Origin of the sequence: Mycobacterium sp. pW045, from assembly GCF_041287085.1 — a bacterium.
In the GTDB taxonomy this organism is placed as follows: domain Bacteria; phylum Actinomycetota; class Actinomycetes; order Mycobacteriales; family Mycobacteriaceae; genus Mycobacterium; species Mycobacterium algericum_A.
Map to the genome: position 1 here is coordinate 191,411 of NZ_JBGGKU010000007.1, position 16,729 is coordinate 208,139.

Sequence of the window (16,729 nt, forward strand, 5' to 3'; positions counted from 1 at the left end):
ATCACTCCGGGCGGGCCGGACCGCCGCCGGGGTAGTGGGTGACCCGGAACTGCTCCAGGTAGGCCGGCCAGTCCCAGGTCGCCAGGAAGTCCTGCGTTGCGGTGTAGCCGTTATTGAAGAGCTCTTCGAGCCGGTCGCGGGAGATCCCGAAGTCCAGCACGCCGACGTCGGTCGGGTTGACCTTGATGGCGCGCACGCTGACCCACGGTTGGTTCAGGTAGGTCTGGTCGTGGCCGATCAGCAGCGTGCTGATCAGGTTCTCCAGCAGCCGCGACTGCCCGAACATGCGCAGTGGGCGCAGCCCGGGGACCATGTCGCCGATCTCGCCGCCGGACAGCTCGGGCACCACCGTCACCCCGAAGGTGGGCCACAGCGGTACCCGGCCGTCGAGCCGGTCGAAGGTGTAGATCGGGAAGTTCGACAGCACTCCGCCGTCGACCAGGGTGGAGCGTCGCCCGTCGGCGCTGGTCAGCGTCATCGGGCGGTAGAAGAACGGCACCGACATCGAGGCGCGGACCGCGTCGGCGACGGACTGTTCGTCGGGATCGAGTCCGTAGACCCGCCGGTAGTCCCACGGCAGTCGGACCAGCTGGCCGGTGGTCACGTCGGTCACCGTGACCACCGCCCGGTAGCGCCGCTCGGCCAGCAGGTTGTCATGGTCGTAGGCCAGGTCACCCCAGGTGCGCACGCCCAGGTTCGCCAGCTCACCGCGAATCCAGTCGTGGGCGACGTCGCCGCGGTACAGACCGCTGTCGCGCAGGAACCCGTAGGCCGCCCCCAGCAGCGGGACCGGTAGGTCGGTGTCACGCCAGGTGTCCAGGGGCACCGACAGCGCCAACTCCTTGATCTGCGCCGCGGTCAGCTGATCGCCTTGTGCGGCCGCGGCCAGGATGGTGCCGACCACCGAGCCGCCGGACACCCCGGAGATGCGCTGCACCGAGTAACCGGCGTCCATCAGCGCGACCACCGAACCGACCAGCCCGATGAACCGGACTCCCCCGCCGGACAGCACCAGGTCAGCGGTCAGCGGGGCGGTCGTGCCGGATCGGCGGGCGGCCATCGGACTCAGTCCGCTGAATTCCACTCGTAGGGCAGGAATTTGCCGTCGAAAGTGATGACCACCCGGTCACCGCCGGGATGCTGCTTCTTGTCGATGTCCACGCTGAAATTGATCGCGCTCATGATGCCGTCGCCGAACTGCTCGTGGATCAGTTCCTTGATCGCCGGGCCGTAGACGCTCACCGCCTCGTGCAGCCGGTAGATCGTCGGGTCGGCAGGGACCGCGCCGGGCGACCCGCCGCGTATCGGCACCGCGGCCAGCACCGGCACCACGGCGCGATCCAATCCCAGCAGGCCGACCACGATCTCGCCCAGCTCGGCGGGGATGGGTTGCTGGCCCAGCAGCGCCGACGTCGTCCACACCACCGGCCGGTTGATCGCGTCGGCCAGCTCCTGCCAGCTCAGGCCCTTGGCCAGCCGGGCGGCCACGATCTGCTCGGTGATCTCGCTTCGGTTCATGGCTTCCAGCATGCCCGGGTCGCTCAATCTGCGAAATGGCGCCGCAGGTTCTCCCACATCGCGGCGTGCGAGGCGCCGCCGTCGCGCAGCACGGTGTTCATCAACAGTCGGGGCGCGGTGATGTCGACGTGTTCGCGCAACCGGCTGCCGGCGCCGTGCGGGCGCACCGTCACCGTCGACCACATCTCGATGCCGGGCCGCTGCCGGGTGTGGCTCACGATGTCGCCGGGGCCGTCGGTGCGCAGCTCCACCCGGCAGGTGAAGCGGATCGGCACGCCGTAGAGACGCATGCGGTGCGGGGCGAGATAGCGGGTGGCCCCGTCGGTGCCACCGGGAATCCGACGCACGTCCACCAGCATCGGATGCAGGGCTTCGTAGTTGACCAGGTCGGCCAGGAACGCGGCGACGGCTTCGGGTGCCGCGGCGATGTCGGCGGTGTGTTCCAGACGTCCGCGGGCCATGCGAGCGACCTTAGTCCGGCAGCACCCGATGGCATACTCGGCGACATGCCCCCTGCCAAGACTCCTGGACTTCGCCTGCTCACGTTCCTGCTGTCGGCGGTGCTGCTGGTTGCCGGCTGCGGTTCCCGGACGCCGGCCGAGGGCACCCAGCTGGACTTCACCGCGCAGACCCTCGACGGCCGGCCGTTCTCCGGCGCGAGCCTGGCCGGCAGGCCCGCGGTGCTGTGGTTCTGGGCGCCGTGGTGTCCCACGTGCCAGAAGGATGCACCGCTGGTCGCGCGAGTGGCCGCGGCGAACCCGGCGGTGACGTTCGTCGGCGTCGGCGCCCGTGATCAGCCGGACGCGCTGCGGGAGTTCACCGCCAAGTACGGCGTCGACGGCTTCACCGAGCTGGCGGACACCGACGCGGCGGTGTGGGCCCGCTTCGGGGTGACCCGCCAGCCGGCGTATGCCTTCATCAGCCCGGGCGGCGAAGTCGAGGTGGTGAAGGGTTCGTTGTCCGAGGCCGACCTGAGTGCGCGGGTGCAGGCGCTGAAGAATTCATGATCGACACCGCCACACTGAGTTTCGCCCTCGGCGCGGGACTGGTTGCGGCGCTCAACCCGTGCGGGTTCGCGTTTCTGCCGGGGTATCTGGGGCTGGTGATCGCCGGTAGTCGGGACACGTCGCGCCCGGCCGCGCTGGTCCGGGCCGGCGCGGCGACGGTGACGATGTCGGCCGGGTTCCTGACGGTCTTCGGGATCTTCGGCCTGGCGGTGTCGCCGTTGATCGCTTCGGCGCAGAAGTATCTGCCGTTCGCCACCGTGGTCATCGGCGTGCTGCTGCTGGCGATGGGCGCCTGGCTGCTTTCCGGCCGGGACATCGCGGTGCTGCTGCCGGCGGCCGGCGGGACGCCGACCGCGCGGCTGGCGTCGATGTACGGCTACGGCGTGGGCTATGCGGTCGCGTCGCTGTCGTGCACGATCGCACCGTTTCTCGCGGTGATCAGCACCACCTTCCAGCAGGGTTCGGCGCTGGCCGGCGTGCTGGCGTTCGTCGCCTACGCCGCCGGCATGAGCATCACCGTCGGGGTGGCGGCCCTGGCGGTGGCGCTGGCCGGGTCGTCGGCCACCTCGGCGCTGCGGCGGGTGCTGCCGTACGTGGGCCGGATCGCCGGGGTGATCGTGTTGTTGACCGGGCTGTACGTCATCTACTACGGCTACTACGAGATCCGGCTGTACTTCGCCGGTGCTGAAGCCGATGATCCGGTGATCCATGCGGCCGGCGCCGTGCAGTCCTGGCTGGCAGATCGAGTCGACGCGCTGGGCGTCTGGCCCCTGCTGGGCGCGACCGTAGCACTAGTGTTGGTTTCGATTGTTTCAATTAGGCGCACTCGCGGGTAGCATGGACGCATGCCCACCGCCGCACCGATCGCCCGCCAGGTCGCCGAGCGCGCCCGCACCGATGCCGGGTTCGCCCAGGTGCTCGATGTCCTGTTAGAGGCGCCGACGGCGCCGCAGGGCACCCTGGAGCGCATCGCCGCCCACGCGCTGAACGACCAGCGCCGCGCCGCGCTCATCGACGACTTCGTCGCCGGCGCACTGCCCACCCCCAAGGTCCAGGAGTTGCTGCGACTCGGCACGCCACAGGCGGTGCACCGGCTGCGGAGCCGGGGCAAGCTGACCGGAGCGGCCGTGGGAAACCAGACCTGGTTCCCGGCTTGGCAATTCGACGACGCCCGGGTGCGCGCCGACCTCCCCGAGATCCTGGAGCTGCTGGGGCGGTTCACCTCCGACCCGCTGGCCGCCGACCGCATCATGCGGCTCACCCACGATGAGTTGGGCGGCGTCTCGATCGCCGAGGCGCTGCGCCACCCCGAGACCGCGCCGGCCGCCCGGCGGATGCTGACCTCGCTCGGTGCCTGAGCTTCCCGCCGGGTACCGGGCCGCGCTGCCGCAGGCCCGGCCGATCGGGCTACGCCGCCGCCGGATCACCGCCGGGACGCAGCTGTGGCGGCTGGACGCCGAGCACCCGGACGCCTGGACGTGGCAAGGGTTCGACGAGCCGCGCTACCGGTTCGACCCGCCCTCGGGGGCGTTCCGCACCCGTTACGGCGCAACCGATCTGCTCGGGGCGTTCCGGGAGCGCTACCGGCTGACCGGGCTGATGATCCCGGCCGACCACGCCGGCCACCACCTGGTGCGACTGACCGCCGCGAGGCATCTGCGGGTGCTGGATCTGCGCACCGAACGCAATCTGGACGCCCTGGCGGTCGATGACCAGATCAGCACCGGTCAGCACGACGCGGTGTGGGCCACCTGCCAGTGCCTGGCCGACGCGGTGCGGCGCTGGTGGCCCGAGCCCGACGAGTGCCCGGACGCCATCGTCTACCGGTCGCGCACCACCCCGGAGACCTCGGTCAACTACGCGTTCTTCGCCGTCGAGGCTTTCGAGGTCGAGTCGTGGCCGCTGTCGGAGCGCCCCGAGGTGACCGCGGATCTGGTACTGCGGCACGGGTTCACGGTCGGGTATTGACGCCTTCTCACCCAGCTCGTTCACCATCGGCCCCACCCGTTGCGGCACCATCGGCCCCACCCGTTGCGGCGCCAGGGGAATGTGGCTGTTGCCCGCCTCCGAGCGACAACGGCCCATCGCGCCCGGCCCACGTGCCCGGCCCACGTGCCCGGCCCATCGCAACCCGGCCCATCGCGCCGGCTCGCGCACCCGGCCATCGCACCCGGCCATCGCGCCCCGCCCGCACCCGGCCATCGCGCCCCGCCCGCACCCGGCCCGCGCACCTGACATAACGTTGGTTGTCGCTCGGAGGTGGGCACATACCTCATGCCGATGTCCCCGTGGCACGACGAGAGTCGGGCCCGAACGCGAAGATGCGCGCAGCTCCGGTGCGCAGCTCAGCCCGGCTTCGTCGCGGTCACCAGCCGGGTTGCGGTCCACGGCCCGCCGTACCACATCCGCCATCCCAGGTTGCGCCATCGCACGTCACCCCAACCGATTTCACGCAGTTGGGCGGCGTGCGCACGCACCTCCCACAGGTCGGCGATCGCCAGCCGGCCGCCGGGCCGCAGCACCCGGGCCGCCTCGGCCACAGCGCGGCGACGGCCATCGCGGCTCGGGATGTTGTGGATCGCCAGGTTCGACACCACCACGTCGACACTGGCGTCGGCCAGCGGCAGCGCGGTCATGTCACCGGTGCGCACCTCGACCCGCTCGGCCACCCCCTCCAGTGCGGCGTTGGCCAGGGTGGCGTCGGCGGAGTTGCCGGTCTGGTCGGCGTGCCACAGGTCGACGCCGATCGCCCGGCCCGCCGGCAGCCGCTTGGCCGCGGCGCAGAGCACCGCACCGCGCCCGCAACCCATGTCCAGCACCCTTTCGTCGCCGCGCAGCCGCAGGCCGTCGAGGATGCGTTCCCACACCGTGAACTTGCCGGCCCGGGTGGCGTGCCAGTACAGCCCGACCTGGGCGAGGATGCCGGCGTCGAGCACCAATGCCACCACGCCGGCCCAGGCCGGTCCCCGGGCCAAGGCGATGCCGGCGTAGATCGCCAGCGCGCTGCACCCCAGCGCCAGCCCGGCGACCTGCCCGCCGAGCGGCACCCGCTTGAACGACCCGTCGACGCCGTAGTCGCCGCCACGCGGTTCCCGCTCAGCCATCGGCGAGGCCTTCATCGCCGAACCGGATGCCCATGTCCCGGGCGGTCTGGATCGCATCGCAGTCCAGCGGAACGGTTTTCTGCCGGCTGGTGGCCTCGGCCAGCGGCACGTAGTCCACCGTCGGCGGGTTGAGCGCCACCATCACGCCGCGGCGGCCCTCGTCGAGGGCCCGCACCGCCGCCGCCCCGAACCGCAATCCCAGCAGCCGGTCCAGCGCCGTCGGCGAGCCGCCGCGCAGCAGGTGGCCGAGCACCACGGACCGCGACTCGCGGCCGGCCATCGCCTCGAGCTCGGTGGCCACCTTCTGGCCGATGCCGCCCAGCCGCTCGGCCTGGCCCACCGCCCTGGCGGCCACCGTGTGCTCGCCGCCCACCGGCTTGGCGCCTTCGGCCACGCACACCATCGAGTAGGTCGAACCGCGTTGGGCGCGTTCACGAATCAGTTCGGCGACGGGCTCCAGCCGGTAGGGAATCTCCGGGATCAGGATGGCGTGCACCCCGGAGGCCATGCCGGCGTGCAGCGCGATCCAGCCGGCATAGCGGCCCATCACCTCCACCACGATGATCCGGCTGTGCGAGGTCGCGGTGGAGAACAGCCGGTCGATGCATTCGGAGGCGAACCCGACGGCACTGTCGAAACCGAACGTCGCGGCGGTGCGGTCCAAGTCGTTGTCGATGGTCTTGGGCACCCCGACCAGCGGCAGCCCGGCGTCGTGCAGATGGTTGGCAATCGTCAGGGAGCCGTCCCCGCCAACGGTGATCAGCGCATCGATCCCGCGCTCGGCGAACCGCCCGAGCAGCTCGTCGGTGCGGTCGACCGCGATCCAGCTGCCGTCGGGCTGCTGCACCGGGTAGGCGATCGGGTTGCCGCTGTTGGTGCTGCCCAGGATGGTGCCGCCCTGGTGGATGATGCCGCGCACCCGGTTGCGGGTCAGCTCGATCACACCGCCGTCGGGGTAGTCGTCACCGAACAGCATCCCGTTGAAGCCGTCGCGGATCCCGACGACCTCCCACCCGCGGTTGTCGGCGGCCAACGTCGCGGCATAGATGACGGCGTTGAGGCCGGGTGCGTCGCCGCCGCCGGTGTTGATCGCGACGCGTTTGATCCCCGAGGTCATGCCACCTCCTGCAACGGGCTCTGCGGATCGATCAGGATCTTGGCGTGCCGCGCCGGATCGGCCAGCGCGTCGAAGGCGTTCGCCACCCCGCCGAGCCCGACGGTCCCGGTGATCAGCGGTGTGACGTCGACCTTGCCCTCGGCGATCATGTACAGCGTATCCCGGAATTCCATTGGGGTGTAACCGAAGACGAACCGCAGGTCGGTCTCCTTGTTGATCGCCATCGCCGGGCGGATGGTGTCATTGCCCATGCATACCCCGACCACCACGACCCGGGAGAACAGCGGGGCGCCGGCGATGATCCCGTCGATCACTCCCGGGACGCCGACGCACTCGAAGATCACCGGGCGTTTGGGGGTGGCAGCGCCGACGGCCTCGGCGGCCCGCCAGACATGCCACCAGGGCAGCCGCGCCTTGTAGAGCTTCTCCACGGTGCCCACCGCGACACCGAACGCATCCGCGGATCCCGTGAGATGACCGTGCCCGGCGGCCGCGTCGTACGGCGAGCCCTGCGCCGGGTCGACGACGACATCGGCGCCGCAACGGGCGGCCAGCGCGCGCCGGCCGGGCGAGAAGTCGCTGGCGATCACCGTGCGCACCCCGCTCGCCTTGAGCATGCACACCACCGCCAGGCCGATCGGCCCGCAGCCGATCACGATCGCCACGTCACGTTTGCGCACCTCACCGCGCCGGACGGCGTGCCAGGCGACCGCCATCGGCTCGGTCAGCGCCGCCGCCTCCGCCGACAGCCCGTTGGGGACCGGCAACGTCAGCGACTGCTCGACCACCAGTTGTTCGGCGTAGGAGCCCGGCGCCGCCGCCGACAGCCCGACGGGGTGGATGCCGTCGGCGCGTCGTACCAGCGGCACCGAGACCACCCGGGTGCCGGCGCGGGGCGCCTTGCGGGTGCGGGGGCCGTGGTCGAGCACCTCGCCGCAGAATTCGTGGCCGAGCACCACCTGCTGGTGCGAGCGCATGAAACCGTCGTAGCCGGTCTCGGCCGCCGCCTCGGCCACCTCGTCGCAGTGGTGGCGGGCGTGCAGGTCCGACCCGCAGATCCCGGAGCGCAGCACCCCGAGCAGCAGTTGGCCTTTGGCGGGCGCCGGTGTCGGCAGGTCGATGACGTCGAGTTGGGCACTACTGCAGCTGACCGCTTTCACGCGACCCAGCCTACGAGGCACCCCTGTCGGTGGCGCGGTTTATGGTGGCCGCGATGGGACTGCAGCTGCACCGCGCCGAACGCACCGACGCCCTCGTCGACGGGCTGGGCGCGCTGCTGGCGACACCGCCGGCTGACCCGTTCGCGCTGGACCTGGTGCTGGTCCCGGCCCGCGGCGTGGAGCGCTGGCTGTCCCAGCGGCTGTCGCATGTGCTCGGCGCCGGTTCGGGGGGCGACGGGGTGTGCGCGGGGGTGGAGTTTCGCAATCCGGCGTCGCTGATCGCCGAGATCACCGGGATCGCCGATGAGGACCCGTGGTCGCCGGACGCGATGAGCTGGCCGCTGCTGTCGGTGATCGACACCAGCCTCGACGAGGACTGGTGCCGCACGTTGGCAACGCATTTGGGCCATTTTCACGACGGTGACGACGCGCAGGTGCGACGTGGCCGGCGCTACGCGGTGGCGCGGCGGCTGGCCGGGCTGTTCGCCTCCTACGCCCGGCAGCGGCCCGAGATGCTGGCGGACTGGCTCGACGGCGGGCGCGGCGACGGCGCGGGTGGGCAGTTGGATCCCGACCTGGCCTGGCAGCCGCCGCTGTGGCGGGCGCTGGCCGCGGCCATTCCGGCCGATCCCCCCCACGTTCGGCACCGCCGGGCCGTCGACCGGCTCCGCGGCGCATCCGCCGACACGCTGCCGGCCCGGCTGAGCCTGTTCGGGCATACCCGGCTGTCGTGCACCGACATCGAGTTGCTCGACGCCCTGGCCACCCACCACGAGCTGCACCTGTGGCTGCCGCACCCCTCCGATGCGCTGTGGCAGGCGCTGCGCGGCGTGCACGGGGCGGTGCCGCGCACCGACGACGACAGCCGCGACCGCGCTACGCATCCGCTGCTGCAGACCCTGGGCCGTGATCTGCGGGAACTGCAGCGCGCCCTGCCCGCGACGCCGGCCGGCGATGACTACCTCGGCGCCGCGGCCCAACCGGGCACCCTGCTGGGCTGGCTGCAGGCCGACATCGCCGCCAATGCGGTGCGGCCCGACGGGCGTTGCGCCACACCGGCGGACCGTTCGGTGCAGGTGCACGCCTGCCACGGCCCGGCCCGCCAGGTCGACGTGCTGCGCGAGGTGTTGCTCGGCCTGCTCGAAGACGACCCGACGCTGCAGCCGCGCGACATCGTGGTGATGTGCCCGGACATCGAGACCTATGCGCCGCTGATCGTCGCCGGCTTCGGGCTCGGTGAGCTGGCCGGCGAGAGCCATCCCGCGCACTCACTGCGGGTGCAGCTGGCCGACCGGGCGCTGACCCAGACCAACCCGCTGCTGGGGGTGGCCGAGCAACTGTTGGGTATCGCCGACAGCCGCGCCACCGCCAGTGCGGTGCTCAACCTGGCGCAGGCGGCACCGGTGCGGGCCCGGTTCGCGTTCACCGACGACGACCTGGAGGACATCACCTCCTGGGTGCAGCAGGCCAACGTCCGGTGGAGCTTCGACGCCGCGCATCGGGAGCCGTACGGGCTCAAGACCATTCAGCACAACACCTGGCGGTTCGGGCTGGACCGGATCCTGACCGGGGTGGCGATGTCGGAGGATTCCCGGGCCTGGCTGGGCACCGCGCTGCCGCTCGACGACGTCGGCAGCAACCGGGTGGAGCTGGCCGGGCGGCTGGCCGAGTTCGTGGCACGACTGCAGACCGCCGCCGATGCGCTCACCGGGTCACGGCCGCTCAGCGAGTGGGTCGCCGCGTTGATCGACGGCGTGACCGCGCTGACCCGGGTCTCGATCGACGACGGTTGGCAGACCGGCCAGTTGCAGCGCGAACTGGCCGATGTGGTGGTGCAGGCCGGTTCGCACGCCCAGACCGCGCTGCAGCTCTCCGACGTGCGTGCCCTGCTGGCCGGGCAGCTGGCCGGGCGGCCCACCCGGGCCAACTTCCGCACCGGCGGCCTGACGGTGTGCACCATGGTGCCGATGCGATCGGTGCCGCACCGGGTGGTGTGTCTGGTCGGCCTCGACGACGGGGTGTTCCCGCGGGCGGATCACATCGACGGCGACGACGTGTTGTGCCGGCGCCCGTTGACCGGGGAACGCGACGTGCGGTCCGAGGACCGGCAGCTGCTGCTGGATGCGGTGTGCGCGGCCACCGAGACGCTGGTGATCACCTACGCCGGCGCCGATGAGAGCACCGGCAAGCTGCGCCCGCCGGCGGTGCCGCTCGCCGAGCTGCTCGACGCGCTCGACATCGCCACCGAGGCGCCGGTCCGCGATCACGTCGTGGTGCGGCACCCGTTGCAGCCCTTCGACATCCGCAATGTCGAGCCGGGCGCACTGGGGGTGCCGGGCCGGCCGTTCACCTTCGACCCGACGGCGCTGACCGCCGCCGAGGCCGCCGCCGGGAAACGCACCGAACCGACCGACACCTTCGCCGCGTTGTTGCCGCCGCCACCGGCCACCGACGTGGAACTCGAAGAGCTGACCCGATTCTTCAAGGATCCGGTCAAGGGGTATTTCCGGGCACTGGATTACACGCTGCCCTGGGACGTCGAGGGCGTCCAGGACGCCATGCCCGTCGAGATCGAGGGCCTGGCGCAGTGGGCGGTCGGTGATCGGATGCTCTCCGACATGCTCGCCGGCATGCACCCCGACGACGCCGCGAACGCCGAGTGGCGTCGCGGCACCCTGCCGCCGGGGCGGCTCGGCATGCGCACCGCCTGCGAGATCCGCGACCTGTCCCGGGCATTGGCCGAGGCCGCGTTCGCCCACCGGGTCGGGGACCCGGACGCCTACGACATCGACGTCGACCTGCGAGGGCGCCGGCTCACCGGCACGGTGTCCGGGGTGTACGGCAGCCGCACCGTGTCGGTGGTCTACTCGCGGCTGGCACCCAAGCATGTGCTGGCGGCCTGGATTCCGTTGCTGGCGTTGGCCGCCCAATACCCCGACACCCAGTGGAGCGCGCTGTGCATCGGGCGGGGCGTGGGCCGCAGCCACATCCGGCAGCGGCTTTTCGTGCCGCCACCGGACCCGATCGCGGTGCTCGATGACCTGGTGGCGATCTACGACGCGGGCCGGCGGGAGCCGCTGCCGCTGCCGCTGGCGACGTCGTGCGCCTGGGCGGCGGCCCGCCGCGAGAAGGAGGACCCGATCGGCGCCGCCCGGGGCGCCTGGGGCGGCAGGTTCGGCGAGTCCACCGACGCCGCCCACATCAAGGTGTGGGGACAAAACGCCGGGCTGGACACCCTGCTCGACGTCCCCCGTCCCGGCGAGGAGGTCACCGGCGAGGGCACCCGGCTGGGAGCGCTGGCGGTACGGCTGTGGGCGCCACTGCTGAGCGCGGAGGTGCTCTCGTGACGCATCGCTTCGAGCTGCTGGGTCCGCTGCCCGCCGAGCGGTCCACCGTGGTGCTGGAGGCCAGCGCCGGAACCGGTAAGACCTTCACGCTGGCCGGCCTGGTCACCCGCTATCTGGCCGACGGGGTCGCCCGTGTCGACCAGCTGCTGCTGATCACCTTCGGCCGGGTGGCCAGCCGGGAGCTGCGGGAACGGGTGCGCGGCCAGATCGGTGACGCGCTGGCGGTGCTGGAGGGTCGCCGCGAGCCCGGCAACGATCTGGAGCACCATCTGCTCACCACCGGCGAGGCCGGGCAGGCGTGCGCCCGGCTGCGCAACGCGCTGACCGACTTCGACGCCGCGACGATCGTCACGATTCACCAGTTCTGTGCCATGGTGCTGAAATCGCTTGGCGTGGCCGGTGATACGTCTTCCACCGCGACACTGGTGGAAAGCCTGACCGATCTGGTCACCGAGATCGTCGATGACCACTACCTGGCGCATTTCGGCAACGACGAGAACAAGCCGCCGATGACGCGCAACGAAGCGCTCGAGTTGGCCGGCAGGGTCGTGGAAGACCCGGCCGCGCAACTGCGCCCGCAGCACCCGGACCCCGAATCCGAGGCAGGCGTGCGACGGGCGTTCGCCGAGGCGGTGCTCGACGAGCTCGAGCGCCGCAAGCGCCGGCTGGGGGTGCTCGGCTACAACGACCTGCTGACCCGGCTGGCCGAAGCCCTGCGCCGCAGCGGATCCGACGCCGCGGAACGAATGCGCCGGCGCTGGCCGATCGTGATGGTCGACGAATTTCAGGACACCGACCCGGTGCAGTGGGAGGTGATCGAGCGCGCCTTCAGCGGGCATTCCACGCTGGTGCTCATCGGTGACCCCAAGCAGGCAATCTACGGTTTCCGCGGCGGCGACATCTACACCTACCTGGCCGCGGTCCGCGCCGCCGCCGACCGGCGCACCCTGGCCACCAACTACCGCAGCGACAAGGCACTGGTCGACAGCCTGCAGACCGTGCTCGGCGGCGCCCAGCTGGGCCACCCGGGGATCGTCGTGCCACCCATCGAGGCCCACCACACCGGCCATCGGCTCAGCGGGGCGCCGCACAACGCCCCGTTCCGGCTGCGGGTCGTCAAACGGCCCACGCTGGGCAAGGGCGGCCTCGACAGCCTGCTGATCGGCCCACTACGCGAACACATTCCGGCTGATCTGGCAGCTGACGTCGGCGCCCTGCTCAACTCCGGCGCCCGCTACGGCGACCGGCCGGTGCGCGCCGGTGACATCGCGATCCTGGTCGAGCAGCACCAGGATGCGGCGTTGTGCCGGGACGCGCTGACCAAACTGGGTATCCCGGTGGTCTACACCGGCGACGCCGACGTGTTCGCCTCCCGGGCCGCCGAGGACTGGCTGTGCCTGTTGGAGGCCCTCGACCAGCCGGGCCGCACCGGGCTGGTGCGCGCGGCGGCCTGCACGATGTTCTTCGGCGAGTCCGCGGAATCGCTGGCCCGCGGCGGCGACTCGCTGACCGACCGGGTCACCCAGACGCTGCGCGAGTGGGCCGACCATGTCCGGTTGCGTGGCGTCGCTGCGGTGTTCGAGGCCGCGCAGCTCGCCGGGATGGGGCGGCGGGTGCTCAGTCAACGTGGCGGCGAGCGGCACCTGACCGACCTGGCCCACATCGGTGAGCTGCTGCACGAGGCCGCGCACGCCGACCGGCTCGGCCTGCCGGCGCTGCGGGATTGGTTGCGCCGCCAGCGTGAGGACCGCACCGGTGCGGTGGAGCGCAATCGCCGGCTCGACAGTGACGCCGGTGCCGTGCAGATCATGACGGTGTTCGCGGCCAAGGGGCTGCAGTTCCCGATCGTGTACCTGCCCTTCATGTTTCGCCGTTACATCGCCGCCGAGGGCAACCTGCTCTATCACGAGCCGGGCGCCGACGGCGCCGAGGTCCGCTGCCTGCACATCGGCGGGTCCCGCAGCCCTGGGATGGCGGCGGTCAAGGAGTTGCATCGGCGGGAGGAAGCGCTCGACCACATCCGGATCACCTATGTCGCACTGACCCGGGCCCAGTCGCAGGTGATCGCCTGGTGGGCGCCGGCCGGCGACGAGATCAACGGCGGATTGTCGCGGCTGCTGCGCGGGCGGGCGCCCGGGCATGCCGAGGTGCCCGACCGGTGTGAGTCGCGGATCTCCGACGACGACGCCTGGGCGGTGTTCACCGGCTGGCAGGAGCGGGGTGGGCCGGTGGTGGAGGAGTCGGTGATCGGTCCGCCGACGGCGCCGGTTCGGCGCGAGGCGCCCGGTGAGCTGGCGGTGCGTCACTTCCACCGCCACATCGACGCCGGTTGGCGGCGCACCTCTTATTCGGCGCTGCTCCGCGGCGCCCAGGAGCAGGCGGAGAGTGGGGTGCACTCCGAACCCGATGCCCACACCCGTGACGACGAGTCCGAGGATGTCACGGTCACCGGGGCGGCCGCCGCCGACGGCGTCGAGTTGCGCTCACCGATGGCGGATCTGCCCGGCGGCAAGACGTTCGGGTCGCTGGTGCACGGGGTGTTGGAGACCGCCGACCCGTTCACCGCGGACCTGGTCGCCGAACTGGCCGAGCAGGTGCGGGTGCACGAACCGTGGTGGCCGATCGGCGTCGACGCCGAGACGCTGGCCGCGGCGCTGGTGCCGATGCACGACACCCCGCTGGGCCCGCTGGCCGACGGCTTGACGTTGCGGCAGATCGGCTTACCGGACCGGTTGCGGGAGCTGGACTTCGAGATTCCACTGGCCGGCGGCGACACCGCCGGCGCCGCGACGCAGCTGCGGGTCGCCGACGTGGGCGCACTGCTGCGTGATCACCTGCCTTCCGAGGATCCGTTCGCGGTCTACGCCGACCGGTTGCTGTCCGAGGCGCTCGGCGGCCAGTCGCTGCGCGGCTACCTGTCCGGCTCGCTGGACGTGGTGTTGCGGTTGCCCGATCAGCGGTATCTGGTGGTCGACTACAAGACCAACAACCTCGGCGAAACAGCCGCCGACTACAGCCCCGCCCGGATGGCCGAGGCCATGCTGCACTCGGACTACCCGTTGCAGGCGCTGCTGTATACCGCGGTGTTGCACCGGTTTCTGCGCTGGCGCCAACCGGACTATGACCCGGAGCGGCAGCTGGGCGGGGTGCTGTATCTGTTCGTGCGCGGCATGTGCGGGCCGGACACCCCGATTCTGGGCGGCTATCCGGCCGGGGTGTTCAGCTGGCGCCCGCCGGCCGCGCTGGTGGTGGCGCTGTCGGACCTGCTGCGGCAGGGGGTGGCGGCATGAGCACCGAGCTCGATCCGCTGTCGTGGCGGGTGGCTCGTGGCGCCACCGGCATCCTGCGGGAGTTCAACGAGGCCGGGCTGCTGGAAGCCGCGGATGTGCACACCGCGCAACGGATCTGCGCGCTGGGCGCAGAAGCCGACGAGACGGTGGCATTGGCGGTGGCGCTGGCGGTGCGGGCGTTGCGCACCGGTTCGGTCTGTGTGGAGCTGGCCACCGTGGCCGACGGCACCGAGTCTCCGGAGCTGAGTTGGCCGGAGCCGGCGGCCTGGCTGGCGGCGGTGCGTGGAAGTTCGCTGGTCGCCAAGCAGGTGTTGCGCATCTATGACAACGATTCGGGCGGGCTGCTGTATCTGGACCGCTATTGGCGTGAGGAGGAGCAGGTCTGCGCGGACCTGCTGGCGCTGTCGACGCCGCAGGACGGGCCGGTCGAGCTGCCCGGACTCGAGCGGCTGTTCCCGCCGGACCACGACGACCAGCGCGCCGCCGCCGAGATCGCGTTGACGCAGGCGGTCACGGTGCTCACCGGCGGCCCGGGAACCGGCAAGACCACCACGGTCGCCCGGTTGCTGGCACTGCTGGCCGAACAGGCCGAGGCATCCGGGCGGCGACCGTTGCGGGTTGCGCTGGCCGCCCCGACCGGCAAGGCCGCGGCACGGCTGACCGAGGCGGTCGCCGGGGTGGTAGCCGGGCTCGAGCCGGTGGATCAGGCCCGGCTGGCCGGGCTGCAGGCCAGCACGTTGCACTCACTGCTGGGCTCGCGACCGGGATCGGCGCGGTTCAAGCACAATCGCGGCAACCGGCTGCCGCATGACGTGATCGTGGTCGACGAGACGTCGATGGTGTCGCTGACGCTGATGGCCCGGCTGTTGGAGGCGGTGCGGCCCACCGCCCGGCTGATCCTGGTGGGCGACCCCGACCAGTTGGCGTCGGTGGAGGCCGGTGCAGTGCTGGCCGACCTGGTGGACGGCTTGGCCGCCCGCCCGGGCACCCGGGTGGCGACGCTGGCGACCGCGCACCGCTACAAGAAGGCGATCGGTGAGCTGGCCGCGGCGATCCGCGCCGGCGACGGTGACACTGTGATCGAGCTGTTGGGCTCCGGTGACGAGCACCGGGAATGGCTCGACGTGTCGACCCCCGCCGCGCTGGCCGACCAGCTGGCGGCGATCGCGGTGCCGCACGCGTTGCGGGTGCGCCAGGCGGCGCTGCTCGGCGACGCCGGCGAGGCGTTGCGCAACCTCGACGAGCACCGGCTGTTGTGCGCACACCGCGACGGCCCGCACGGCGCCAACCACTGGAACCACCAGATTCGGCGGTGGGTGTCCGAGCAGACCGGGGATCCGGTGTGGGCAGACTGGTACGCCGGGCGGCCGCTGCTGGTCACCGCCAACGACTACGGGCTGGGCGTGCGCAACGGCGACACCGGGGTGGTCGTGGCGCGCAGCGAGGGGGTGCGGGCGGTGATCGCGACGGCGTCCGGTCCGGTGGATTTCGCCACCGGCCGGCTCTCCGATGTCGACAGCATGTACGCGATGACCATCCACAAGAGCCAGGGCAGCGAGGCCGACGTGGTGACCGTGCTGATGCCGCCGGTGGAGTCGCGGCTGCTGACCCGCGAGCTGTTCTACACCGCGGTGACCCGCGCCAAACACCAGGTGCGGGTGATCGGCTCCGAGGCGGAGATCCGGGCCGCGCTGGATCGGCGTGCGGTGCGTGCGTCCGGGCTGGCGTTGCGGCTGCGCGAGGCGTGACGGGCTGTCGGTCCCCCCGGCCGCTGAGATCCCGCTCTGTCACACCCTGCTTCTATCGTGTCGGTTATGAGCAGCAGCAGCGGGTCGGGGGGCGGCGGATCGGTGTTCGCCGTCCTGCTGTTGCTCGCGCTGCTGTGGTGGCTGCGCTGGCTCATCCTCGCCGGCGCCGTGATCACCCTGGCGGTGCTCGTCACGCGCTGGTTGATGCGCAGCTACGCCGAGCACCGCGCCGCCGAGCACAGCCGGCTGGCGGCGATTCGGCACCGCGCCGAGATGCAGAACGCCCAGGTGCTGCGCGGTGACCCGCGGGGGTTCTTCGGCCAGTACCCGCTGCCGGATCCGGAGTTGATTCCGCGGTGGTACCGGCCGGGTTGACGGTGCCGACGGCCCGGACCATATGGATAGTTGCCCGGCTCTCAGCGACAAATCGCATCGGGC

14 protein-coding genes are annotated in these 16,729 nt (G+C 71.6%); 8 read left to right on the plus strand and 6 right to left on the minus strand.

What is annotated here, in order from left to right:
* Position 1 precedes the first annotated feature (1 nt).
* The 3 genes from ACAG20_RS13630 to ACAG20_RS13640 are packed head-to-tail and all read right to left on the minus strand — an operon-like array spanning position 2 to position 1,979.
* Complete coding sequence (locus ACAG20_RS13630) at positions 2-1,060, minus strand: patatin-like phospholipase family protein (protein ID WP_370492883.1); 1,059 nt, start codon at positions 1,058-1,060, stop codon at positions 2-4.
* 5 nt (positions 1,061-1,065) lie between these two features.
* A complete protein-coding gene (gene cynS, locus ACAG20_RS13635; RefSeq protein ID WP_370492966.1) occupies positions 1,066-1,530 on the minus strand; it encodes a cyanase in 465 nt (154 codons plus the stop codon).
* 11 nt (positions 1,531-1,541) lie between these two features.
* Positions 1,542-1,979, minus strand: coding sequence for an SRPBCC family protein (locus ACAG20_RS13640; RefSeq protein ID WP_370492884.1), 438 nt, complete (start codon positions 1,977-1,979; stop codon positions 1,542-1,544).
* 45 nt (positions 1,980-2,024) lie between these two features.
* Here ACAG20_RS13640 and ACAG20_RS13645 point away from each other — a divergent pair, with 45 nt between their 5' ends.
* The 4 genes from ACAG20_RS13645 to ACAG20_RS13660 are packed head-to-tail and all read left to right on the plus strand — an operon-like array spanning position 2,025 to position 4,493.
* A complete protein-coding gene (locus tag ACAG20_RS13645; RefSeq protein WP_370492885.1) occupies positions 2,025-2,525 on the plus strand; it encodes a redoxin family protein in 501 nt (166 codons plus the stop codon).
* Positions 2,522-3,361, plus strand: coding sequence for a cytochrome c biogenesis CcdA family protein (locus ACAG20_RS13650; RefSeq protein ID WP_370492886.1), 840 nt, complete (start codon positions 2,522-2,524; stop codon positions 3,359-3,361). The genes ACAG20_RS13645 and ACAG20_RS13650 overlap by 4 nt, the downstream gene beginning before the upstream one ends.
* 9 nt (positions 3,362-3,370) lie before the next feature.
* On the plus strand, positions 3,371-3,883 hold the full coding sequence (locus tag ACAG20_RS13655; protein ID WP_370492887.1) for a hypothetical protein: 513 nt from the start codon (positions 3,371-3,373) through the stop codon (positions 3,881-3,883).
* Positions 3,876-4,493 (plus strand): RES family NAD+ phosphorylase, encoded by a 618-nt coding sequence (locus ACAG20_RS13660; RefSeq protein WP_370492888.1) that lies wholly within the window; start codon positions 3,876-3,878, stop codon positions 4,491-4,493. Before ACAG20_RS13655 ends, ACAG20_RS13660 begins: the two co-directional genes overlap by 8 nt.
* Before the next feature lie 377 nt (positions 4,494-4,870).
* Here ACAG20_RS13660 and ACAG20_RS13665 read toward each other — a convergent pair whose 3' ends face one another.
* The 3 genes from ACAG20_RS13665 to ACAG20_RS13675 are packed head-to-tail and all read right to left on the minus strand — an operon-like array spanning position 4,871 to position 7,906.
* Complete coding sequence (locus ACAG20_RS13665; RefSeq protein ID WP_370492889.1) at positions 4,871-5,629, minus strand: class I SAM-dependent methyltransferase; 759 nt, start codon at positions 5,627-5,629, stop codon at positions 4,871-4,873.
* Complete coding sequence (locus tag ACAG20_RS13670; RefSeq protein WP_370492890.1) at positions 5,622-6,746, minus strand: 6-phosphofructokinase; 1,125 nt, start codon at positions 6,744-6,746, stop codon at positions 5,622-5,624. Before ACAG20_RS13670 ends, ACAG20_RS13665 begins: the two co-directional genes overlap by 8 nt.
* Positions 6,743-7,906 (minus strand): zinc-binding dehydrogenase, encoded by a 1,164-nt coding sequence (locus tag ACAG20_RS13675; RefSeq protein ID WP_370492891.1) that lies wholly within the window; start codon positions 7,904-7,906, stop codon positions 6,743-6,745. Before ACAG20_RS13675 ends, ACAG20_RS13670 begins: the two co-directional genes overlap by 4 nt.
* 53 nt (positions 7,907-7,959) lie before the next feature.
* Here ACAG20_RS13675 and recC point away from each other — a divergent pair, with 53 nt between their 5' ends.
* From recC to ACAG20_RS13695, 4 genes are all read left to right on the plus strand, one after another.
* A complete protein-coding gene (gene recC / locus ACAG20_RS13680) occupies positions 7,960-11,253 on the plus strand; it encodes an exodeoxyribonuclease V subunit gamma (RefSeq protein ID WP_370492892.1) in 3,294 nt (1,097 codons plus the stop codon).
* Positions 11,250-14,543, plus strand: coding sequence for an exodeoxyribonuclease V subunit beta (gene recB / locus ACAG20_RS13685; protein WP_370492893.1), 3,294 nt, complete (start codon positions 11,250-11,252; stop codon positions 14,541-14,543). Before recC ends, recB begins: the two co-directional genes overlap by 4 nt.
* On the plus strand, positions 14,540-16,291 hold the full coding sequence (gene recD, locus ACAG20_RS13690; RefSeq protein WP_370492894.1) for an exodeoxyribonuclease V subunit alpha: 1,752 nt from the start codon (positions 14,540-14,542) through the stop codon (positions 16,289-16,291). Before recB ends, recD begins: the two co-directional genes overlap by 4 nt.
* A gap of 66 nt (positions 16,292-16,357) precedes the next feature.
* Positions 16,358-16,666: a hypothetical protein gene (locus tag ACAG20_RS13695; protein WP_234825570.1), complete on the plus strand. Its 309-nt coding sequence runs from the start codon at positions 16,358-16,360 to the stop codon at positions 16,664-16,666.
* Positions 16,667-16,729 lie beyond the last annotated feature (63 nt).